Raw genomic sequence first — 21,783 nt, 5'->3', positions numbered from 1 at the left:
GCAGGGTGTCGGTGACCGCTGCTAGGTTCCCGGCGTGACCCAACCCCCGTTCCCACCGGCCGGCACGGTGGCCGAGCCCGGCAACACCCCCGCAGCCGGGACCTTCGATCCATACGCGTCGCCGCAGCCGGTGACCACCGGCGGTTGGCCGGCGTCGTATCCCGCGCCCCCGGCGGCGTCCTACCCGGCGCCGGCCAACCCCGTCTATCCCGGGGCGTCCTACCCGGCACCGGTCGGCCCGGTGGGCCACGAGCCGTCGGGTGTCCCGCAGCCACCGCGTCCGTTCAACGGCGCCGCCATCGCCTCGCTCGTGTTGGCGCTGTTGACCCTCATCCCGTTCAGCATCGTCACCGGCATCATCGCCCTGGTGCAGATCCGCCAGCGCGGCCAGCGCGGCATCGGCCTGGCGATCGCCGGGCTCGCGATCAGCGGAGCCGTGATCCTGTCCCTCGTCGTCGCCGGGGTCCTCGGCGCCCTCACCACCGTCGCCGAACAATCGGCGCAGGAGGAGCGGGCACAGCCGTTCTACTCGTCGGGCTGGGTACCGGGCCATTGCATCGAGACGGTCGACGAGGGCGTCGGGCTCGAATGGCCGCCGGCCAAGTGCACCGAACCGCACCAGGGTGAGGTTTTCGGGGTCTTCGACATGTCCGCGCCGACGTATCCGGGCGAGGACGCGGTCGCGGAGCATGCCGGCAGGGGATGCGACGAGAAGTTGTCCGGCTATGCCCCGTCCGCGGACCTGGGCGACGACTACTTCATGTCCTATCCGAGCGCCGAGTCGTGGGCCGAGGGCGACCGCTGGATCATCTGCGTCGCGTACCACGAGACCCCGCGTACCGGGTCCATCCGGGACTGAACCGATCGTCGGGCCGGTGCCGTCCGCACCGGTCCGCCGTCGGGCCGCCGCGCGACAACTCAGCGGCGCAGCCAGAACGTCAGCGCGCCGGCCACGCCGAGCAGCACGGCACAGATCGTGGCGGCCAGCCAGCCACCGACGACGACGAGTGGCGGTACGGCGGCCCACAGGGCCACCACGACCGCGGCGACCAGTCGGCGGCGCCGGGTCGACGCCCGGTCGCCGACTCGGGCCACGAACTCCGGGTCGGTGCTGCGCAGCCGGCGGGTGATCTGTTCGAACCGGCGCTGGTCCTCTCTGCTGAGCATGGGTACTGGCCTTTCCCTCACGTCAACGGGCCGCTGCCGGGATACCCGTTCGGCGGGCCCCTAACTGCTTCTCCTGTTCCTTCTTCGGGTCCCGCTTAGTGCTTCCTTAAGTTTGGCTGTGCCGTCCGGACCGCCCGCCGATCCGCCGATCCGGCCCAAGCGGCGCGCTTGCGGACATCGGCGCTGCTCACGGTCATCCGGTCGCAGACCCGCCGATCCGGCGCGTCCGTACCCGTCTGAACGCTGTCTTAAGTGCCCGGTCAGGGCCGATCCGGGTGACCTTGATGCGGTCCGGGTGGCTGACTACCGTCCGTGCAACCGGGCGCAGGGCGACACACCCCCTGGGCACCGGAAACCCCCGAAGCGGACGCCGACCGCATCCGCCCGTCGTCGCGGCGGTCGTGCCGGTGCCAGCCAGAGAAGACGGAACGGTACATGCCTGACCAGAATGTGCCATCACACCGGTCGCGTGACGACGGTCGACGGGTCGGCCGCCCGCCATCCGCCGCCGACCCCCACGACCGTCCCGACGACGGGTACGGCCCGTACCCCCGCGACGGCCACGCCACGCGCGGGTACGGCGAACGTGCCCACGCCGGACCCGGCCGTGCCGGCGACGGTTACGCCGGCGACGGTTACGCCGACCCCCGCCCGGGTCCGCGCTGGGTCGGTCCACAGGGCGACGGCGTCATCCAACCCGGACGGTCCACCACCGACGTACTGCCCGATCTCGACGACGACGAGGACGACGACCGGCGGCGGCGCGGCCGGCGCCGGGCACTGGTCGCGCTGACCGGAACGGCCGCCGTCGTCGCCGGCGGTGCCGCCCTGGCCATGTCGCCGCAGGGGGCCGGGCTGATCGACTCGCTGCTCGGCCGCGGCGGCGGCCCGGACGCCACCGCCCCGGCGGTCACCGACGGCAGCGCCGCCCGGCCCAGCGGCCAGCAGCCGAGCACGGTACGTACCTACACCGAGCAGAACGAGAGCTACATGGGCTCGCGGGCCGGTGAGGTGCTGAAGAAGAACTCGCCGGTCACCGGCAAGAGCCACCCCGGGCCCGCGTCGGCCGCCGCGGAGACCAAGGTGACCGTCAAGACGGTCCTGGCCAAGGATCCGATCCGGCACCTCGCGCAGCGGGCCACGTTCGGCGCGACGCCGAAGGTGCTGGCCGACATCAAGCGGATGGGCATCGACGCCTGGCTGCGCGAGCAACTCGACCCGGACAAGATCGCGCCGACGCCGGCCGAGCTGAGGCTCGCCGACCTGAAGACCCTGCGCATGTCGATCCCGCAGTTGCGCGAGCAGCGCGAAGCCCTCGACGCCAACGGTGTGCACGCCGACGACGAGACGGTGTGGGCGACGATCGCCCGGCAGATCTGGTCCGATCGCCAGCTCTTCGAGGTGATGGTCGACTTCTGGACCGATTTCCTGCACGTGGCGGCGTACTTCGAGGGCTCGCGGACGCAGCGGGCCTCGTTCGAGACCGAGGTGATCCGCAAGCACGCGCTCGGCAACTACGCCGACATGCTGGTCGCCGCCAACCGGCACCCGGCCCTGCTGACCTACCTCAACCAGAGCCAGTCGAGCAAGGACAAGGTCAACGAGAACCTGGCCCGGGAGAACCTCGAGCTCTACTCGGTCGGCGTCGACGGCGGCTACACCGAGGCCGACGTACGGCAGGCCGCACTACTGCAGACCGGCCGGGGGGTCCGCGAGGACCAGTACGTCTACCGGCCCGAGCGGCACTACGTCGGCGAAGTACGGATCATGGGCTTCCAGCACGCCAACAACAGCGCCGAGGGCGGCGAGGCGGCCGCCGACGCCTACTTCCGCTACCTGGCCCTGCACGACTCGACGGCCCGCTACATCGCGACGAACCTGGCCACCCGCTTCGTCTCCGACACCCCGCCCAGGTCGCTGGTCGACCGGCTGGCCAAGGCGTACACGGCCGGCAGGGGCGCGATCAAGCCGGTCCTGATGAGCCTCTTCAGCGCCTCGGAATTCTGGGCGTCCGTCGGCCAGAAGGTGCGCCGGCCGATGGAGTACCTGGTGGCGACGTACCGGGTGCTCGGCGTGTCGGCCGAGACCCCGGCCGGCTACCAGCACTCCAACACCAACCGGACGGCGTTCGCCGAGGGCCTGCGGCAGATCAAGGGAAAGCTGGAGGAACTGGGCCAGTTCCCGGCCGGCCAGCCCACCCCGAACGGCTACCCGGACGTCTACGTCGCGTGGACCTCGGCCGGCACGATGGTCAACGGCTGGAACGAGGCCGGCAACATCCTCACCGGCAACCGCAAGATGTTCACCTACCGCAAGCCGCAGGAACTGGTCCCGGCGCCGCCGGCCACCGCCGGCGCCTACCTCGACGCCCTGGCGCAGCGGCTGGTGTTCCAGAAGCTGACCGACGGACAGCGGAAACTCATCCTCGGCATCGCCGGGGTCCAGGCCGACACGAAGGTCGACGCGACGTTCAACGGCGCCATCGTCGCCGTCGCGCGGGCGATCCTCGCTTCCCCCATGCACCACCTCCGGTGAGGCACCCGATGGAGACCAACGTGCGATACCCGCTGCATCCGACCTGTCCAGACCTGCGCCGGCTCGGACCCACCCGGGCCGACGCGCTCCTGCGGGCCGAGGCCGCCGCCGTCGCGGCCGAGGATGCCGCCGAACGTGACCGCTTCCGGACGCTGAACGACGAGGAGGAGGCCCAGCAGGACGGGCGCGGGGTGACCCGGCGTACGTTCGTCGCCGGCGCCGCCGCCACCGTGACGGCCCTGGCCACCACCCAGTTCGTGTCGGCGCGGGCGTCGTTCGCGGCGACGCCGGGCGGCACGCTGGTGCACGTCTTCCTCTACGGCGGGCTCGACGGGCTCAGCCTCATCGCCCCGGCGGACGAGGACGACCTGCTCGCCAAGGTACGCCCCGACCTGGTCCTGCCCGACAGCGACTCGATCGCGCTGGACCGCAACTTCAAGCTGACCGGCGCCTTCCGGCCGCTGGAAAAGCACCTGAAGGCCGGGCAACTCGGCTTCGTGCCGGCGGTGTCCGACCCCCGGCTGTCCCGCAGCCACTTCCAGGCCGCCGACGCCTGCAACCTCGGCGGGCTGCCCAACGAGACCGGCGGCCGCGGCTTCCTCGACAGCCTGGTCGACGTACTCGGTCCGGGCACCGCCTTCCGCAGCGTCGGCATCGGCAGCACGCTGCCCCGGTCACTGGTCGGCACCAACGGCGCGATCTCGCTGAACAGCGTCGGGTCGCTGAACCTCAACGGCGACGGCCGGTTCCGCGACGCCACCGCCGAGGCGATCAAGGGCCTTTTCACCGGCATCAACCACCCGGTCGAGGAGTCGGTGCACGCCGGCCTCGCGGCGCTCGCCACCGCGCGCAAGCTCGCCGCGCAGGGCTACGAACCCGCCGAGGGCGTGACGTACGAGGGCGTCGGCAACGCCTTCCGCCAGCTCGCCCACCTGATCAAGGGCGGCGCCAACGTCCGGGTCGCCACGATCGGCATGGGCGGCTACGACACGCACGAGAACCAGGGCACCCGTGACGGCGGCTACCTGTACCGCCGGCTCGGCGAGCTGGCGTCGGCGCTGGCCGCGTTCTTCGACGACCTCGGTGACAAGGCCGCCGACGTCACCGTCATGGTCTCCAGCGAGTTCGGCCGCCGGGTCGCCCAGAACGGCAGCGGCACCGACCACGGCCACGGTGGCGTGGTCACCGTGCTGTCCGGCCGGAAGCTGGCCGGCTCGCTGCTCGGCGACTGGCAGGGTCTGGACAAGCTCGACAGCGGCGACGTGCCCGAGTTCAACAACATGTTCCACGTTTACGGATCGGTGGCGCAGGGCCGCTTCGGCCTCACCGACGCCGAGGTGGAGAAGATCTTCCCGCGGCAGAAGTACACACCGGTGAAGCTGTTCGCGTGACCAGCCACCACACCCGGTCCGCCGCGCGTCGGCGGGAGACCCCGACCCGGACCGGCGCCGGGCCGTCCGCATCGCCGGCCGTACCGGTCGCGGTTCCGCCGCGGCGCGGGGCGGCCGGCCGGCGCGGCGTCGCGGTGCTGCTCTGGACCGGCCTGGCGGCCAGCGTCGTGCCGTGGTGGCTGGACACCCCGGCCGGGTCGCTCGACAGCACCGGCGAACTGCTGACCGCCGCCGGCCGGATCACCGGGCTCTTCGCCGGCTACGTGCTGCTGGTCCAGGTCCTCCTGATGAGCCGGCTGCGGCCGCTCGAACGGTGGATCGGCGCCGAGCACCTGACCCGCTGGCACCGCGACATCGGCGCCACCCTGGTCGTCGCCGTGCTCGCCCACATGGCCCTGATCGTCCTCGGCTACGCCAGCCTGGACCGAATATCGGTGCCCGGCGAGGTGCGGCTGCTGCTCACCGAATACCAGCACATGGTCGCCGCGTTCGCCGCCGCCGGCGTCATGGTCCTGCTCGGCCTCACCGGCATCCGGGCGGTCCGCCGGGTCCTGCCGTACGAGCTGTGGCACGTCCTGCACCTGTCCGGCTACGCCGTACTCCTGCTCGGGTTCGGGCACCAGTTCGCGCACGGCCAGCAACTCTTCCGGCCCGGCCCGGTCCGCACCCTGTGGATCGCGATGTACGCGGGGGTGCTCGTCGCCCTGCTGTGGGGCCGGATCGTCGAGCCCCTGGTGTTCAACTTCCGGCACCGGCTGCGGGTCGCCGACGTGGTCGCCGAGAGCCCGGACACCGTCTCGGTCTACCTGACCGGCCACCGGCTCGACCAGCTCGAGACGCTCGGCGGCCAGTTCTTCCGCTGGCGGTTCCTCGCCCGCGGCTGCTGGTGGCAGGCGCACCCGTTCTCGGTCTCGGCCGCCCGCAACGGCCGCTGGCTGCGGATCACCGTCAAGGTCGTCGGCCGGCACACCGCCGACCTGCGCGACCTCGACCCGGGTACGCGGGTCTGGGCCGACGGTCCGGCGGGCACCTTCACCGCCGCCCACCGCACCCGCGACAACGCCCTGCTCATCGCCGGCGGCAGCGGCATCGCCCCGGTCCGGGCCCTGCTGGAGGAGCTGCCGCCGGGCGCGGCGCTGATCTATCGGGCCCGTACCACCGCCGACGTGCTGCTGCGGCGCGAACTGGACTGGCTGGCCCGGGCCCGGCACGCCGACGTCTGGTACGTCATCGGCTCCCGCGACGACCCCGGCCCCCGGCAGGTGCTCAGCGCCGCCGGGCTGCGTCACCTCGTACCCGACGTGGCCCGCCGCGACGTCTACCTCTGCGGCCCGCCCGGCCTGGTCGAGGCGTCGGTACGGGCACTGCGCCGGGCCGGTGTGCCGCGCCGGCAGATCCACGTCGCCACGTTCGAGCTGTAGGGAGATCCGATGCGTCGCGCCGTCCTCGGCCTCGCCGGCCTGGCCGCCGGCACCACCCTGCTCGTGGTGGTCAAGGGCGCCGCCGCCTCCGGTCCGGCCGCCCCGCCGCCGGTGCTGGCCGGGCCGACCGGCACCGCGCCGTCCGGCCCGGTCCCACCGTCCGCCGACCCGGCCACCCCGTCGCCGGCGCCGTCGGCGACCCCGGCGGACGAACCCGCCCCGTCGGCCCGGCCGTCCCGGTCCGCGCCGGCCGGGCAGCCGACCCGTACCGGCGCGGCGCCCGGCCCGGCCCGCACCACGCCGGCCGCGCCGCCGACGGCGGCCGGTCCGCACAAGGTGACCGGGCCGGTCGCGGCCAACGACTACGGCGCGGTCCAGGTGCAGATCACCGTGACCGGCGACCGGATCACCGAGATCCGCACGCTGGAGATGCCGGAGAGCTCGTCGCGCTCCAGCCAGCTCAGCGCCCGCGCCGAACCGCTGCTGCGGGCCGAGGCCCTGCGCGAGCAGGGCGCCGACCTCGACACCGTCTCCGGCGCCACCTACACCAGCCAGAGCTACCGGGAGTCGCTGCAGGGCGCGATCGACGCCGCCGCCCGGGGAGAGCGGGGCTGACATGGGGGTCCGGTCCGGCCGGCGGCTGCGGCCCGGCCTGCGCCGGGTCGAGCACGTCATGGGTACGGCGGTCAGCCTCGACCTCGCCGACCCGCTACGGCCGTCCACACTGGACGAGCTGGCCGACGGGGTGTTCGCCTGGCTGCGCCTGGTCGACGCGCGGTTCAGCACCTACCGCGACGACAGCGAGGTGAGCCGCCTCGACCGGGGGACGCTGTCGCCGCCGGAGGCCTCGGCCGACCTGCGGGCCGTACTGGAGCGCTGCGCCGAGCTGTGGGGCGAGACCGACGGCTACTTCGACGCGTACGCCACCGGCCGCCTGGACCCGTCCGGCTACGTCAAGGGCTGGGCGGTGCAGGTCGCCTCGGACCGGCTGCTCGCCGCCGGCGCGGCCAACCACTGCCTCAACGCCGGTGGCGACGTACGGGTGCGCGGCCACGCCTCGTCGGGACGGCCGTGGCGGATCGGCGTACGGCATCCGTGGAACGCCACGAAGGTCGCCTGGGTGCTGGCCGGCACCGATCTCGCGGTGGCCACGTCCGGGGTCTACGAGCGCGGCCACCACGTCGTCGACCCGCGCACCGGTCGACCGGCCCGTGGCCTGCGCTCGGTCACCGTCGTCGGCGCCGACCTCGGGGTCGCCGACGCCTACGCGACGGCGGCGGTGGCGATGGGCCGCTCCGGTCCGGACTGGCTGGCCGGGCGGGCCGGCCACGAGTGCGCGGTGGTCGCCGACGACGCGACGTGTCTGCGTTCCGCCGGGCTGCCGGTCGTCGGCGACGGCGGACCCGCAGGTCGGGAGGCGGATACGCCGTTCAGGGGATCGACCCATGATCGTTATCGCACTACGTTGTGACCTGACATGGCTGACCCCGCCCGCGCCGAGCCCGCGACCCCGGTCCCCGATCGGGCACTCCGGCGCGGGCCGGCGCCGGGGCTCAGGCGGCGTTGTGCAGTGTGGATCGTTGCCGGGCCAGCGCCCGGAGCGCCGGCCGTGGCGCGCCGAGCGCGTCGACCAGCATCGCCTGTACGGCGTACGAGTCGGGCAGCCGCCACCGGCACTCGTGCGGCGCCACCATCCAGCGCACCGGCCCCTCGGGCAGCCGGGTCGGTGGCGCGGGCACCCACGAGCCCGGCCCGTGCCGGACCACGTCGAGGCTCTCCTCGAGTTCGGGACGCAGCGGGTCGCCGGGGCGTACCAGGAACATCCAGCGGGCCGTCGGCGTCACCGCGACCGGGCCGCGGATCCGGAGCTGGCTCGAGCCGAGCCCGGCGTGCAGGCGGGTCGCCCCGAGCACCCGCAGCCCGAGAGATGCGGGCACCTCCAGCGCGTCGAAGGTGTGCCCGGTCGCCAGCAGCACGGCGTGCGGGCGGCGGCGCCACCACCGGCTGATCCGGCCCCGGTCGGCGCTGGCGGTGCGCTCCCAGTGCTCGTCGGCCGGGTGGCAACCGGTCGTCGGGCAGCCGGCCCGGTCGCAGGCGAACCGGCGGCCGGCGAGATAGGCGCCCGGGGTCACCGGCCAGCCGTGCTCGGCGAACCGGTCCGCGGCTCGCCGCAGGCGCAGCCGGTCGAGGGTCGGGAATGGTCGCAGTGTCCACCGCATGGTCAGGGAACTCCCCACGTGGGCGGGCGTCATATCAGGCGCCCGGCATCGTCACTAAACACGACACGCCGTCGTTGCGTACTCCAAGAGCCGTTTGCAACTTGCATCGAAAACTACGAGCATCAGTCAGCCACGTGACGTACCCGCTGTGCGACCAGCACCAACGGGTGGCACCGGCGCCGCCGCGCCCTGACTGGGGGAACAAAGCACGACCGCGCCGGGCGTAGTCCCGTCGGGGGGACTCTGGAGCTGGCGGCCCGGAAACGCCGCGCAAGCGAGGGGGAGGAACGGACGTGGACGAACTGCCCATCGGGCGCCGCGTCGCATACTGGCGGTCCCGCCGGAAGATGTCGCAACAGGTGTTCGCCGACCGGCTCGACAAGTCGAAGAGCTGGGTGGACAAGGTCGAACGGGGGGTCCGCCGGCTCGACAAGTTCTCGGTGGTCTACGAGATCGCCGACGTCCTCCAGGTCGACGTCCAGTTGCTGGTCGGCAAGGAGCCGGAACGCCGGCCCGACAGCGTCAACTGCATCGACCAGATCGAGGTCGACCAGATCCGGGCCGCCCTGGAGCGGTACGACTCCATCAGCGCCTTCTTCGACGCCCCGCCGCAGCCGCAGCCGCTGGGGGAGTTGCGCAAGGCGGTCAGCCACGCCTGGCTGACCTACCAGCACGCCAAGTACGGCGTACTGGCCCGGGCGTTACCGAAACTGGTCCGCGACGCGCAGTGCGCCGACAGCGCGTACGCCGGCAGCGTCGAGGGGCGCGACGCCGCCCACCTTCTCGGCCAGGTCTACCAGATCGCGTCGTCGGCCCTGCGCAAGGTCGGCGAGCACGAACTGTCCTGGCTCGCCGGCGACCGGGCCATCGCGGTGGCGCAACGGGCCGGCGACCCGCTGCTGGCCGGCGTCGCCACCTACCGGGTCGGCAACGCCCTGCTCGCCCTCGGCCGGGCCCGCCCAGCCCTGGAGGTCAACGTCAACGTCGCCAACCGCCTCGCCCCCGGCGGCGCGAGGGAGACCACCCCCGAACGCCTCTCGGTGTACGGGATGCTGCTGCTCCAGGGGGCGATGGCCGCCGCCCGGATCGGCGACAGCGCGACGGTACGCGACCTGCTGCACAGCGCGGGCGAGGCCGCCGAGGTCGTCGGCGAGGACCAGAACCACTACTGGACCAGTTTCGGGCCGACCAACGTCCGGCTGCACCGGGCGGCCGCCGCCGTCGAGTTGGGCGAGGGGCGCCACGCGGTCGAGACACATGAGACCATCGGCGATGGCTTCAACGCGCTGCTGCCCGAGCGCCGGGCCCACCACTACATAGACATCGCTCGCGGCTACACCCAGGTCGGCGACGTGGAGAAGGCCAGCGAAATGCTCCTCGAGGGCGACCGGCTGGCCCCCTCCGAGATCCGGTGCCGGCCGGTCGCGCACGAGGTCATGGCCGACGTACTGCGCCGAACCCGTGGTGTGCCCTCCGCCCCGGTGGCAGAGTTGGCGGAGCACATGGGTGTCGGCGTATGACGCGGGGACCGACCGCGTGAGGGGGTACTCGACGCGGGTGCTGTACATCATCGCCTGTGGCTCACCGCTCGCCCGCAACGTGGGCCGCCTGGTGGCGCTGGCCCAGGATCAGGGCTGGGACGTCTGCGTCGTCACCACACCCGACGGCCGCAAGTTCGTCGACGTGCCGGCCCTGGCCGCCCAGACCACCCATCCGGTACGCAGCAACTACAAGAACCCCGGCGACCCCGACGTGTTACCGCCGCCCGACGCCATCATCGTGGCGCCGGCGACGGTGAACACGGTCAACAAGTGGGCCGCCGGGATCGCCGACACCCTCGCCCTCGGCCTGCTGGTCGAGGGGCAGGGCCGGGGGCTGCCGATCGTCGTGATGCCGTACACCAACTCGGCGATGGCGGCCCACCCGGTGTTCCGCGACAACCTGACCCGGCTGCGTGGCTGGGGGGTGACCGTCCTCTTCGGCGACGACGTGATGCCCCTGCACGCCCCGGGCACCGGGGAGAAGAGCCTCGACAGCTTCCCGTGGCAGCTCGCCATCGGCGCGCTGCACGCCGCCGTCGGCGTCGACGGCCACCGCCCCTGAGGACCCACCCGCCCGCCGGCCCCGACGACGTGGCCGGTGGGCGGCGGCCGCCCACCGCCGAGGAGGGCTCCGGGCCGGGCGGTAGCCGGTAAGCTGGGCCGCCGTGAGCACAACTGGATCGCGACCGGGGCCCGCCGACGGGGTGGCGGGCGACGGCGGCCACACGGTCGGTGACGTCGTCGCGGCGCTCGAACGCCGCTACCCGCCGGCCTGGGCCGAGCAGTGGGACCGGGTCGGGCTGGTCGTCGGTGACCCCCGGGCCGCCGTACGGCGGGTGCTGTGCGTCGTCGACTGCGTGCCGGAGACGGTCGCCGAGGCGGTCGAGGTCGGCGCCGACCTGATCGTGGCCCACCATCCGCTCCTGCTGCGCGGGGTGTCCACGGTCGCCGTGACGACCTACAAGGGCCGCGTCGTCCACCGGCTCATCAAGCACGACATCGCCCTCTACGTGGCGCACACCAACGCCGACGTCGCCAGTCCCGGCGTCTCCGACGCGCTGGCCGCCCGGCTGGGCCTGACCGACCTGCGTCCGCTGCGCCCGGCGGCCCCGGACGGCCCGGCCGCCGGCGGCGGGCGCGGGATCGGGCGGATCGGCCGGCTGTCCCGCCCGATGACCCTCGCCGAGCTGACCGCGCTGGCCGCCGCCGCCCTGCCGAGGACCACCTGGGGCGTACGCGCCGGCGGCGCCGCCGACCGCCGGATCGAGACGGTGGCGGTCTGCGGCGGGGCCGGCGACTCCTACCTCGGTGCCGCCGTCGCGGCCGGCGTCGACGCCTACCTGACCGCCGACCTGCGCCACCACCCGGCCAGCGAGCACCTGGCCGAGGGCGGCCCGGCACTGCTCGACGCCGCGCACTGGGCGACCGAGCGGCCCTGGCTCGACGACGTCGCCGACCACCTGCGCGCCGATCCCGGCCTGCCCGTCATCGTGTCCGATGTGGACACCGATCCGTGGACGTTGCACGCCAACTCCGTACCCACCCCTAAGGAGCCCACTCCGTGAAGGCCGACCCGCAAGACCAGCGTCGCCTGCTCGACCTTCAGGCGATCGACACCGCGCTCGCCCAGCTCGCCCACAAGCGGCGTACCCTGCCCGAGCACGCCGGGCTGGACGAGCTGGCCCGGGAGCTGTCGGCGCTGGAGGACGAGCGGGTCCGCGCCCAGGTCACCGTCGACGACCTCGACCGGGACATCGCCCGGCTGGAGCGCGACATCGAACAGGTCCGGGTCCGCAAGGACAAGGACCAGGACCGGCTGACCGCCGGGCGCGGCCCGGCCCGCGAACTCGAGGCCCTCCAGCACGAGCTGAACTCGCTCAACCGCCGGCAGACCGAACTCGAGGACGCCGAACTGGAACTGATGGAGCAGCGGGAGACCGCCCAGGCCGCCGTCGACGACGTCGAGAGCCGGCTCGCGCAGACCCGGGACAAGCGCGCGGCGACCGAGGTGCGACGCGACCAGGCGCTGGCCGACATCACCAAGGAAGAGGAGTTCAAGACCACCGCCCGCCAGCCGCTCGCCGCCGACCTGCCCGCCGATCTGGTCACCCTCTACGACAAGATCCGCGAGTCGTCGGGCGGCCTCGGCGCCGCGCTGGTGACCCACGGCCGGTGCGGTGGCTGCCGGCTGGAGCTGTACGGCGCGGACCGGGCCCGGATCAAGGCGGCCCCCGCCGACGAGGTGGTGCGCTGCGAGGAGTGCCGGCGCATCATGGTCCGTACCGCGGAATCCGGTCTGTGACCGGCGGCCCGAAGGTCGTCGTCGAGGCCGACGGCGGAGCCCGCGGCAACCCCGGACCGGCCGGCTTCGGCGCCGTCGTCCGTGACGCCGGCAGCGGCGAGGTGCTCGCCGAGCGGGCCGAGGCGATCGGCGTCGCCACCAACAACGTGGCGGAATACCGTGGGCTGCTCGCCGGCCTGGAGGCCGCCGCCGAACTCGGCGCCAGCGAGGTCGACGTCCGGATGGACTCCAAGCTGGTCGTCGAGCAGATGTCCGGCCGCTGGCAGATCAAGAACGCCGGCCTGCGGCCGCTGGCCGCCCAGGCCGCCACCCTCGTACGCCGCTTCGACGCGGTCACCTTCGGCTGGATCCCGCGCGAGCGCAACAAGCACGCCGACGGGCTGGCCAACGCCGCGATGGACCGCGCCGCCGGCAAGCCGGCCCGGGGGCCGGCCGGTGCCGTCGTCACCGCCGCCGAGCCGGGCGCGGTCGGGCCGGCGCGGGCCGCCGCGGCGGTCCCCGGGCCGGCGGCCGGTGGGGTGGACGAGGAGGCCCGCCAGGTCGCCGGCCCCGACTCGGCGGCCCGGGCCCAGGCCCGGGAGGTCGCCGCGCGGGCGGCGGCGAAGGGCGGCGCGGCCCGGCCGACGTGGGAACCCCGGCCGGTGTCGGCGGCGACCCGGCTGGTGCTGCTCCGGCACGGCGAGACCGACTACACCGCCCAGCGCCGCTACTCCGGGCGCGGCGACATTCCGCTGTCCGAACGGGGCCGGGACCAGGTCGCCGCCGCCGCCGACCGGATCGCCCGGCTCGTCGGCGACACGCCGGTCGCGGCCGTGGTCACCTCACCGCTGTCGCGCTGTACGGCCACCGCCGAAACGGTCGCCGCGACGCTCGGCGGACCGCCGGTGGTGGTCGAGCCGGACCTGATCGAGGTCGACTTCGGCGTCTGGGAGGGGCACACCTTCGCCGAGGTACGCGACCGCTGGCCGGCCGAACTCGACCGGTGGCTGAAGTCGGTGGCGGTGGCGCCGCCCGGCGGCGAGTCGTTCGCGGCGGTCACCAAACGGGTCCGTCGGGTCGCGGCGGGGCTGCTGACGACGTACCCGGGTGGGACCGTGGTGGTGGTCTCGCACGTCTCGCCGGTGAAGATCCTGCTGCGCGACGCGCTCGCGGCGGGCGACGCGTTCCTGCACCGCCTCTACCTCGACCCGGCTGGACTGTCCGTGGTGGACACCTGGCCGGACGGCAACGTCGCCGTACGCACGGTCAACGACACGTCCCACCTGCACTGAGAGCCGAAAGCCGCCCCCGACGCCACGCGCCGGGGGCGGCTTCTGCGTTGATCAAGGGGATGTTGTGGGCGAATCAGGCGGGGATCGCCATGATTTCTCCTCGATCGGCGGGCTTTGGTCCGCCGGCGTGGGAGCCCTGGGGCGGGTGGGGATTGACCCGGGTCGCGGTTCGGCATACCTTCGTCAATCAGCAAAGTTTCCTAACTGATTTCGGCTCCAACCCGCCAGGGAGTACGAATGCGCAGACATCTCGGCCGCCGCGTCGCGGCCGTCGTCGCCACCGTCGCCGTGCTGGTCACCGTGGCCCCCGCCAGCGCCGCCAACGCCTTCGGGGGCAACCGGCACCGCGACGGCTTCCACAAGGTCGGCTACTTCACCCAGTGGGGCATCTACGGCCGGGCCTTCACCGTCAAGAAACTCCACGACTCCGGTGCCGCCGCCCGCCTCACCCACGTCAACTACGCCTTCGGCAACGTCTCCGAGGACGGCCGCTGCTACATCGACGGCGGCCCCGGCGAAGGCGACCCGTGGGCCGACTACCAGCGGCCGGTGCCCGCGGAGGAGAGCGTCGACGGTGTCGCCGACACCTGGGGCGAACCCCTCAACGGCAACTTCGGCCAACTCCAGAAGCTCAAGACCCTGCACCCCGACCTCAAGGTGATGATCTCGCTCGGTGGCTGGAGCTGGTCGACGTACTTCTCCAACGCGGCCGTCACCAAGGAGGCCCGGGAACGGTTCGTCGCCTCCTGCATCGACCTCTACATCAAGGGCAACCTGCCCAACCCGGACGGCAGCGCCGGCGGCCCCGGCGCCGCGGCCGGCCTCTTCGACGGCATCGACCTCGACTGGGAATGGCCCGGCTCGGCCGGCGAACCCGGCAACGTCATCCGCCCCGAGGACAAGCAGAACTTCACCGCCCTCGCCGCCGAGTTCCGCCGCCAGCTCGACGCCGTCGGCCGCACCGACCGCAAGCACTACGAGCTGACCGCGTTCGTACCGGCCAACCCGACCGCGATCGACGCCGGCTTCGAGGTCCGCAAGGTGCTGAAGAGCTTCGACTTCGTCACCGTGCAGGGCTACGACTTCCACGGCAGTTGGGAGTCGGTCGCCAACCACCAGTCGGCGCTGCGGGTGCCGGCCGGCGCCACCGAACCGGCGTACTCCGTCGACCGCACCATCGACGCCTGGACCTCCCGGGGCGCGCCGCGCGACAAGCTCGTGCTCGGCATCCCCTACTACGGGCGTGGCTGGACCGGGATCACCGGCAGCCGGACCGGCCTGTTCGGCAACTCGACCGGGCCGGCGCCGGCGACGTACGAGGCCGGCTACGAGGACTACAAGCTGCTCAAGAACCTGGTCGGCAAGAACGGCTACCGGGTGCACCGCGACCTGCGCGCCGGCCACGCCTGGCTCTTCGACGGCACCACCTTCTGGACGTACGACGACCCGGCCGTCGTGCTGCAGAAGGCGCTCTACATCCGGACCAAGGGCCTCGGCGGCGCGATGATGTGGTCGCTGGACGGCGACGACGAGAACGCGACCCTAACCCGCACCATCCACCTGGGCCTCTGGACCCCGTAACGCGCTGTGGCCCGGCGCCCCTCCGGCGCCGGGCCCATGATCCCCCGTGATCAGGGACTTTGTCGCGCGCGTCGTCGGTGTGCCGGGGTTCACGGCCCCTGATCACGGGGATCATGGGCGGGGTTGGGAGCCTCGCCAGGCCAGCCCGTAGGATTGTCGGCGCGACGGACGAGTCGATCGGGCGGTCGCGTCGGCGGGTGCGAACCCGCCGACGAGGAACGTCCGGACTCCACAGGGCAGGGTGGTTGCTAACGGCAACCCGGGGCGACCCGCGGGAAAGTGCCACAGAAAACAAACCGCCGGACCGGACAACCGGGCCGGTAAGGGTGAAACGGTGGGGTAAGAGCCCACCAGCATCCCGGGTGACCGGGATGGCTCGGTAAACCCCACCCGGAGCAAGGCCAAGAAGGGCCCTCGCCGCAAGGCGATGGTCTGCGCAGGCGTTCGAGGGCGGCCCGCCCGAGCCTGCGGGTAGGCCGCTCGAGCCTGCCGGCAACGGCAGGCCTAGATGGATGGCCGCCGCCGACGTCACCGGTCTCCGGTGGCGCCGGTCACAAAATCCGGCGTACAGATCGACTCGTCCGTCGCCCACCAGGTCGTTGGTCTGTTACGCATCAGAAGATCGAGTCGTGCGCGTAACTCAGTACGTGCAGAGCGATCCAGGCGACTTGCAGTACGACGCCTATCGAGCCTCCGACGAGCCCCAGGACCGACACCGCACGGCAGATGGCGTGAGCGCTTGCCCGGATCCCGAAAACGCCGAACACGACGCCGACGACTGCCGGCAGGGCGCCGAAGTCGAAGTGCGGAAACAGCGGCATCCAGACCACGCCTCCGGCCAGCGCCAAGAGCGACAGGGTCGGGCCGGTGTAATCGACGACCGGGCTCGGGTGCTCGCGCTCCGCCGGCGGCAGGTCGGCGACCAGGGCCTCCAGCTCACCGTAGGTCTTCGCGGCATACGCCTGCCCGGACCGGTCGCCGAGTTCGGCGATGGACAGCCGCCCCTCGCCGGCGGCGGCACCGAGCCGGCTCACGACAGCTTCCCGGTCACGATCGGACACCCGCAGGTCGTTCACAAGCGGAGCCTACTGACGACCCGGTCATGCTGATGGGCTCTCGCCGATTCTCGCTGTGCCAGGCCGGCGTGACGAGTCGGGCGGCCGCGTCCAAGCCCGCTCTGTCCAGGCTGACGTCGAGCGGTCTGCCCCATCGGCCGGTCAGGCATCATGGGGCCGTGCACGCGGTGCGGATGCCCTGCTGGGTGGACGGAACCCTGATCGGCCTCGGCGAGGTCATGCGGTGCCTCGGTGATCGCGGGCCGCTGCACTGGCGGCTGTTCTGGGCGGAGTTCAACGGCGACGTCCGCGCCGTGTGGCCGCAGGGCACCCTCGCCGTCGAGGACCAGTCACGGGAGCCGGCGGGTGTGCGACTCTCCTGGGCGGAGATGGTGGCGCTGGCCGACACGGACGTTCAGGTCATCGACGGTGACTTCGTCGGGTTCGACGACGCCGGCCTGCCACGGTTGCGGATCCTCATGGTCGACAGCGGTCACTGGTGGGTCTGGTCCGTCGAGCCCGCCGACTATGCGCGCGTCCGGGAGACCTTCGTCCGCGTGGTGACGGAGTCCCACGTACCGCCGGAGCCCGCCGTCGACTGACCGGTGCCGCGTCCACAGTGTTCGGAGTCGCGTCACGTGTGCCTCGCCGACGCCCGGCCGGCGGCCGGAACGCACCGGGTACGGCGCAGCGGTGGCGGGGCGGCCGTGCGCGGTGCAGAGTTGTGCCATGAGTGGCATCGGAAGTGATGTGCAGTACTACTGGTGCACGCGTCACCACCGGGTCGAGACCCCGAGCGACAAGTGCGCCGACCGGTACGTGCTCGGGCCGTACCCGACCCGGGCCGCCGCCGAGCAGGCGATGCAGCGGGTCGACGAGCGCAACGCCGCCTGGAAGGCGGAGGACGAACGCTGGGCCGGCGACGAGCGGTAGCGCCGTTCATGATCGTCAGGTGCGCAGCGGCGGCAGGTACGGCGTGTCGTACCGCTGGACACCTGATGATCAAGGGGCGCGAGCGGGAACACGATCGAGGGAACGGGATCGAGCCGTCGCGGTGATCGCGTCGGGCCACCGGCACTGGTAGGAATGACCGGTGGTGATCCGTCGCGTACTCGCGCCCCGCATCGACTTCGGCGGCCTGCGCCGTGAACTGGACCTGCCGACGGAGTTCCCGCCCCCGGCGCTGGTCGAGGCCGAGGAGGCGGCCGGGGTGGCGCCGCCCGAACTCGACCGCACCGACCTGCCGCTGGTGACGATCGACCCGCCGACGTCGCGTGACCTGGACCAGGCGGTGTGCCTGGCCCGCCGGGCGGGCGGCGGCTACCGGGTGCACTACGCGATCGCCGACGTGGTGCCGTTCGTCCGGCCCGGTGGCGCGCTGGAGGCGGAGACGTGGCGGCGCGGCCAGACCATCTACCTGCCGGACGGGAAGGTGCCGCTGCACCCGACCGTGCTGAGCAAGGGTGCGGCGAGCCTGCTGCCGGACGTCGTACGACCCGCCGTGCTGTGGACAATCGACCTGGACGCCGACGGGGCGATCACCGAGGTCGACGTACGGCGGGCCCGGGTACGCAGCCGCGCCAAGCTCGACTATGCCGGTGTGCAGGCCGACGTCGACGCGGGTACGGTGCCGGAGCCGGTCGCCCTGCTGCCGGAGATCGGGGCGCTGCTGGTCGAGCGGGGCCTGGACCGGGGTGCGGTCAACCTGCCGCTGCCGGAGCAGGAGATCGAGCCGCACGGCGACGGTTGGCGGCTGGTGCTGCGCCCGCCCCGGCTGATCGAGGACTACAACGCGCAGATCTCGCTGCTGACCGGGATGGCCGCCGCCGGCATCATGCTCGCCGGCCGGATCGGGCTGCTGCGTACGATGCCGGCGCCGCGACCGGACGCGGTCGAGCGCCTTCGGGTCGCCGCGGCCGGGCTCGGCGTCGACTGGCCGGCGGATCTCGCGGTCGGGCGGATGCTGGCGGCCGTCGACCCGGCCGACCCGCGTGGTGCCGCGTTTCTCGACCAGGCGGCCGAGTTGATGCGCGGCGCCGGCTACACCGCCTTCGACGGTGACGTCCCCGACGATCCCGGGCACGGGGGAGTGGCGGCGCCGTACGCGCACGTCACCGCGCCGCTGCGCCGGCTCGCCGACCGGTACGCGACCGAGGTGTGCCTGGCCCTGCACGCCGGGGAACCGGTGCCGGACTGGCTGCGGGCGGCGCTGCCGAAGATGCCGGAGTTGATGACGTCGACCGACCGGGTCGCGTCGGCCGCCGACCGGGGCGCGATCGACCTGGTGGAGGCGGTCCTTCTGCAGGACCGGGTGGGTGAGGAGTTCGACGCGGCGGTGGTCGACGTGGACGCCCCGCCGAAGCCGCCGGCCAACACCGGGGACGGCGGCAACGCGGCGGCCGGCTCCGGTAACGCGGGGCGCAAAGTTCGCCGGCCGGGTGGCCGGATCGCGATCGACGAGCCGCCGGTACGCGCCCGGTGCGAGGGCGAACTGCCGCTGGGAGAGCGGGTACGGGTGCGTCTGGTCACCGCCGACCCGGTCACCCGCAAGGTCCTCTTCGAACGCGCCTGACGGTGGGGTGCCGTCGTGACTGATGGTGAGCACCGTGATCGTCTGCTGTTCAGGCGTTCGTCGTGCGGCGTGTCGACCGTCTGGGCAGCAGACGATCATGAGGCGGTTCACGTCACAAACAGCGGCGCACCGCTGCCGGAAGGCGACCGTCGTTTGCGAGGATGATCCGCATGGGATATGACGCGAGCACGCTGCCCGACGTGTCCGGGCTCACCGTAGGCATCATCGGCGGCACCGGCGACCAGGGACGCGGACTGGCCTACCGGTTCGCGCGGGCCGGCCTGTCCGTGCTCGTCGGCTCCCGTTCCGCCGAGCGCGCCGTCCAGTCGGCGCAGGAGATCGCCGCGCTGCCCGGCGTACCGGCCGGCACGGGCGTCGACGGCGGTGACAACGTCGACGTCTCCACCCGCTCCGACATCGTGATCATCGCGGTGCCGTGGGACGGGCACGCCGCGACCGTCGGCGCGCTCCGCGAACCCCTCGCCGGCAAGATCGTCATCGACTGCGTGAACCCGCTCGGCTTCGACAAGCAGGGGCCGTACGCGCTCAAGGTCGAGGAGGGCAGCGCCGTCCAGCAGGCCGCCGCCCTGCTGCCCGAGTCCCGGGTGGCGGCGGCGTTCAACCATGTCAGCGCCCCGCTGCTCGCCGACCCGGAGATCGACCGGATCGAGCTGGACGTACTCATCGCCACCGAGGACCGCGAGGTGGCGGGGGTGGTGGCCGCGCTGACCGCCACCATTCCCGGGATGCGGGGCATCTACGCCGGGCGGCTGCGCAACGCCCACCAGATCGAGGCGTTCACCGCCAACCTGATCGCCATCAACAAGCGCTACAAGGCGCACGCCGGCGTCCGCGTCACCGACGTCTGATCCCGGCCGTCCGGCGCCGTCGTGCGTGACGACCTGGGTACGGAGGTACGGCTGCCGGCGCCACCGCGCCGGGTGGTGTCGCTGGTGCCGTCGCTGACCGAGGCGGTGGCGGTGAGCGCGCCGGGACTGCTCGTGGCGGCCACCGACTACTGCACCCATCCCGGCGACCTCGACGTGCCCCGGGTCGGTGGCACGAAGTTCCCGGCGCTCGACGGCGTGCTGTCCGCCGTACCCGACCTGGTGTTGGCGAACGCGGAGGAGAACCGGCGCGCGGACGTCGAGGTGCTGCGGGCCGCCGGGGTGCCGGTGTGGGTGACGTATCCGCGGACGCTGCCCGAGGCGCTGCGGTCGCTGGAGCGGATGCTGGCCCGGCTCGACGTGGCGCCGCCGCCATGGCTGGCGGCGGCCGCCGACGCGTGGGCGCGGCCGTGGGACGGGCCGGTACGCCGGGCGGTGGTGCCGGTGTGGCGGCGGCCGTGGGTCGTTCTCGGGGGTGGCACGTTCGCCGGTGACCTGCTGCGCCGGCTCGGCGTGCACAACGTCTACGACGACGCGGCCGACCGCTATCCACGCCCGCCGCTGCCGGAACTGCTCGGCCGGCGGCCGGAACTGGTGGTGCTGCCCGACGAGCCGTACGCGTTCACCGCGACGGACGGGCCGGAGGCGTTTCCCGGGGTGCCGTACGTGCTGGTGTCCGGCCGCCACCTGACCTGGTACGGCCCGTCCCTGGCCGAGGCCCGCACCCTGCTGGCCACCCAGCTGACCCCGACCTGATCACGCCCCGCCGGGGGGCAAGATCCGCGTGATCAGGGAGTTTGCCGGCCGGCGCGCCGGCGCCACGCCGGACCTGATCCCTGATCACGCGGATCATGAGGGAACGGACGGTCAGAAGGTGTGTTCGGCCGCCGGGAAGGTGCCGGCGCGGACCTCGTCGGCGAAGTCCCGCGTGGCGTCGGTCAGGACCGTCGCCAGGTCGGCGTAGCGCTTGACGAAGCGGGGGGCCCTGCCGGTGCGCAGGCCGGCCATGTCCTGCCAGACCAGCACCTGGGCGTCGGTGTGCGGGCCGGCGCCGATGCCCACCGTCGGGATCGCCAGGTCGTGGGTGACCCGCTTGGCCACGTCGCCCGGCACCATCTCCAGCACCACCGCGAACGCGCCCGCCTCGGCCACCGCGTGCGCGTCGGCGACGACGTCCTCGGCCGCGCCGCCGCGTCCCTGCACCCGGTAGCCGCCGATCGCGTGCTCGCTCTGCGGGGTGAACCCGATGTGCGCCATCACCGGGATGCCGGCCCCGGTGATGGCGGCGATCTGTGCCGCGGTCCGCCGGCCGCCCTCCAGCTTGACGGCCTGGCAGCCGCCCTCCTTCATGAACCGTACGGCGGTGCGCAGCGCCTGGGTCGGCCCCTCCTCGTACGACCCGAACGGCAGGTCGCCGACGACCAGCGACCGCTTCGTGGCCCGTACGACGGCTCTGACCAGCGGGATCAGTTCGTCGACGGTGACCGGGACGGTCGTCTCGTAGCCGAACACGTTGTTGGCCGCCGAGTCGCCGACCAGCAGCACCGGCACCCCGGCCTGGTCGAAGATCGCCGCGGTGTACTGGTCATACGACGTCAGCATCGGCCAGCGCTCGCCGCGTTCCTTGGCGGCGAGCAGGTCGCGGGTGCGGACCCGCCGGGTGGCCGGCCCGCCGTAGAGGGTGGGCACCTCGTCGGTCCGGGCCGGACCGGCCCCGGCTGTCCCGGGGCGGTCCGGCGCGTTCTTCTCGGTCATGCTGCTCTCCTCTCCTCGAGGCCGCGTTCGCGGTCCCCGGGTCTGCGGCGATCGTCGCACCGTCGCCGGGCCGCAGGTGAGGGCGC

The 21,783-nt window shown here is 73.1% G+C and carries 21 protein-coding genes and 1 other RNA gene; 18 read left to right on the top strand and 4 right to left on the bottom strand.

Annotation, left to right across the window (positions count from 1 at the left end):
- Window positions 1–34 precede the first annotated feature (34 nt).
- Window positions 35–859, top strand: coding sequence for a septum formation family protein (locus tag AB0I42_RS15520; protein WP_357537802.1), 825 nt, complete (start codon window positions 35–37; stop codon window positions 857–859).
- A gap of 59 nt (window positions 860–918) precedes the next feature.
- Here the strand turns inward: AB0I42_RS15520 and AB0I42_RS15515 are convergent, their stop codons facing one another.
- The gene (locus tag AB0I42_RS15515; protein WP_357537800.1) at window positions 919–1,167 is read right to left on the bottom strand and encodes a DUF3040 domain-containing protein; all 249 of its coding nucleotides are present in this window, start codon (window positions 1,165–1,167) and stop codon (window positions 919–921) included.
- Between the two features lie 435 nt (window positions 1,168–1,602).
- Here AB0I42_RS15515 and AB0I42_RS15510 point away from each other — a divergent pair, with 435 nt between their 5' ends.
- From AB0I42_RS15510 to AB0I42_RS15490, 5 genes are read left to right on the top strand one after another with little or no spacing between them, the layout of a single operon-like run.
- Window positions 1,603–3,702 (top strand): DUF1800 domain-containing protein, encoded by a 2,100-nt coding sequence (locus tag AB0I42_RS15510; protein WP_357537799.1) that lies wholly within the window; start codon window positions 1,603–1,605, stop codon window positions 3,700–3,702.
- 20 nt (window positions 3,703–3,722) lie between these two features.
- Window positions 3,723–5,093, top strand: coding sequence for a DUF1501 domain-containing protein (locus AB0I42_RS15505; protein ID WP_357537798.1), 1,371 nt, complete (start codon window positions 3,723–3,725; stop codon window positions 5,091–5,093).
- Window positions 5,090–6,514: a ferric reductase-like transmembrane domain-containing protein gene (locus AB0I42_RS15500; RefSeq protein ID WP_357537796.1), complete on the top strand. Its 1,425-nt coding sequence runs from the start codon at window positions 5,090–5,092 to the stop codon at window positions 6,512–6,514. Before AB0I42_RS15505 ends, AB0I42_RS15500 begins: the two co-directional genes overlap by 4 nt.
- A 9-nt stretch (window positions 6,515–6,523) precedes the next feature.
- Window positions 6,524–7,129 (top strand): FMN-binding protein, encoded by a 606-nt coding sequence (locus AB0I42_RS15495; protein WP_357537794.1) that lies wholly within the window; start codon window positions 6,524–6,526, stop codon window positions 7,127–7,129.
- 58 nt (window positions 7,130–7,187) lie between these two features.
- Window positions 7,188–7,985, top strand: a complete 798-nt coding sequence (locus tag AB0I42_RS15490) for an FAD:protein FMN transferase (RefSeq protein WP_357537840.1) — start codon at window positions 7,188–7,190, stop codon at window positions 7,983–7,985.
- Window positions 7,986–8,067: 82 nt separating this feature from the next.
- Here AB0I42_RS15490 and AB0I42_RS15485 read toward each other — a convergent pair whose 3' ends face one another.
- Window positions 8,068–8,733, bottom strand: a complete 666-nt coding sequence (locus tag AB0I42_RS15485) for a bifunctional DNA primase/polymerase (protein ID WP_357537792.1) — start codon at window positions 8,731–8,733, stop codon at window positions 8,068–8,070.
- A 293-nt stretch (window positions 8,734–9,026) separates the two neighbouring features.
- Here AB0I42_RS15485 and AB0I42_RS15480 point away from each other — a divergent pair, with 293 nt between their 5' ends.
- The 7 genes from AB0I42_RS15480 to rnpB all read left to right on the top strand — a co-directional run bounded on the left by AB0I42_RS15480 (window position 9,027) and on the right by rnpB (window position 16,012).
- Entirely contained in the window at window positions 9,027–10,253 is a 1,227-nt protein-coding gene (locus AB0I42_RS15480) for a helix-turn-helix domain-containing protein (protein ID WP_357537790.1), read from the top strand.
- Between the two features lie 37 nt (window positions 10,254–10,290).
- A complete protein-coding gene (locus AB0I42_RS15475) occupies window positions 10,291–10,836 on the top strand; it encodes a flavoprotein (RefSeq protein WP_357537788.1) in 546 nt (181 codons plus the stop codon).
- Between the two features lie 142 nt (window positions 10,837–10,978).
- The gene (locus tag AB0I42_RS15470) at window positions 10,979–11,839 is read left to right on the top strand and encodes a Nif3-like dinuclear metal center hexameric protein (protein ID WP_357537838.1); all 861 of its coding nucleotides are present in this window, start codon (window positions 10,979–10,981) and stop codon (window positions 11,837–11,839) included.
- Window positions 11,836–12,576, top strand: a complete 741-nt coding sequence (locus AB0I42_RS15465) for a C4-type zinc ribbon domain-containing protein (protein WP_357537786.1) — start codon at window positions 11,836–11,838, stop codon at window positions 12,574–12,576. The genes AB0I42_RS15470 and AB0I42_RS15465 overlap by 4 nt, the downstream gene beginning before the upstream one ends.
- Window positions 12,573–13,847, top strand: coding sequence for a bifunctional RNase H/acid phosphatase (locus AB0I42_RS15460; RefSeq protein ID WP_357537785.1), 1,275 nt, complete (start codon window positions 12,573–12,575; stop codon window positions 13,845–13,847). The genes AB0I42_RS15465 and AB0I42_RS15460 overlap by 4 nt, the downstream gene beginning before the upstream one ends.
- A 237-nt stretch (window positions 13,848–14,084) precedes the next feature.
- Window positions 14,085–15,428 carry a glycoside hydrolase family 18 protein gene (locus AB0I42_RS15455; RefSeq protein WP_357537783.1) on the top strand — a complete coding sequence of 448 codons (1,344 nt, stop codon included), beginning with the start codon at window positions 14,085–14,087 and terminating at the stop codon, window positions 15,426–15,428.
- A gap of 169 nt (window positions 15,429–15,597) precedes the next feature.
- Window positions 15,598–16,012, top strand: an RNA gene (gene rnpB, locus AB0I42_RS15450) — RNase P RNA component class A.
- A 30-nt stretch (window positions 16,013–16,042) separates the two neighbouring features.
- Here rnpB and AB0I42_RS15445 read toward each other — a convergent pair.
- The gene (locus tag AB0I42_RS15445) at window positions 16,043–16,504 is read right to left on the bottom strand and encodes a DUF1707 domain-containing protein (protein ID WP_357537781.1); all 462 of its coding nucleotides are present in this window, start codon (window positions 16,502–16,504) and stop codon (window positions 16,043–16,045) included.
- A gap of 158 nt (window positions 16,505–16,662) precedes the next feature.
- Between AB0I42_RS15445 and AB0I42_RS15440 the strand changes: the two genes are divergently transcribed.
- From AB0I42_RS15440 to AB0I42_RS15420, 5 genes are all read left to right on the top strand, one after another.
- Window positions 16,663–17,085 (top strand): hypothetical protein, encoded by a 423-nt coding sequence (locus AB0I42_RS15440; protein WP_357537779.1) that lies wholly within the window; start codon window positions 16,663–16,665, stop codon window positions 17,083–17,085.
- 127 nt (window positions 17,086–17,212) lie between these two features.
- On the top strand, window positions 17,213–17,416 hold the full coding sequence (locus AB0I42_RS15435) for a hypothetical protein (protein ID WP_357520771.1): 204 nt from the start codon (window positions 17,213–17,215) through the stop codon (window positions 17,414–17,416).
- A gap of 160 nt (window positions 17,417–17,576) precedes the next feature.
- Window positions 17,577–19,055, top strand: coding sequence for an RNB domain-containing ribonuclease (locus AB0I42_RS15430; protein ID WP_357537777.1), 1,479 nt, complete (start codon window positions 17,577–17,579; stop codon window positions 19,053–19,055).
- A gap of 170 nt (window positions 19,056–19,225) precedes the next feature.
- The gene (gene npdG, locus AB0I42_RS15425; protein WP_357537776.1) at window positions 19,226–19,924 is read left to right on the top strand and encodes an NADPH-dependent F420 reductase; all 699 of its coding nucleotides are present in this window, start codon (window positions 19,226–19,228) and stop codon (window positions 19,922–19,924) included.
- 21 nt (window positions 19,925–19,945) lie between these two features.
- Complete coding sequence (locus AB0I42_RS15420; protein WP_357537774.1) at window positions 19,946–20,698, top strand: helical backbone metal receptor; 753 nt, start codon at window positions 19,946–19,948, stop codon at window positions 20,696–20,698.
- A 111-nt stretch (window positions 20,699–20,809) separates the two neighbouring features.
- Here the strand turns inward: AB0I42_RS15420 and panB are convergent, their stop codons facing one another.
- Window positions 20,810–21,697, bottom strand: a complete 888-nt coding sequence (panB, locus tag AB0I42_RS15415; RefSeq protein ID WP_357537772.1) for a 3-methyl-2-oxobutanoate hydroxymethyltransferase — start codon at window positions 21,695–21,697, stop codon at window positions 20,810–20,812.
- Between the last annotated feature and the right edge of the window lie 86 nt (window positions 21,698–21,783).

The sequence above is a fragment of the Polymorphospora sp. NPDC050346 genome (assembly GCF_040655695.1).
Lineage (GTDB): Bacteria > Actinomycetota > Actinomycetes > Mycobacteriales > Micromonosporaceae > Polymorphospora > Polymorphospora lycopeni.
Note: the sequence above shows the minus strand (reverse complement) of the source record. Positions and strands in the feature narration are given on the sequence as shown.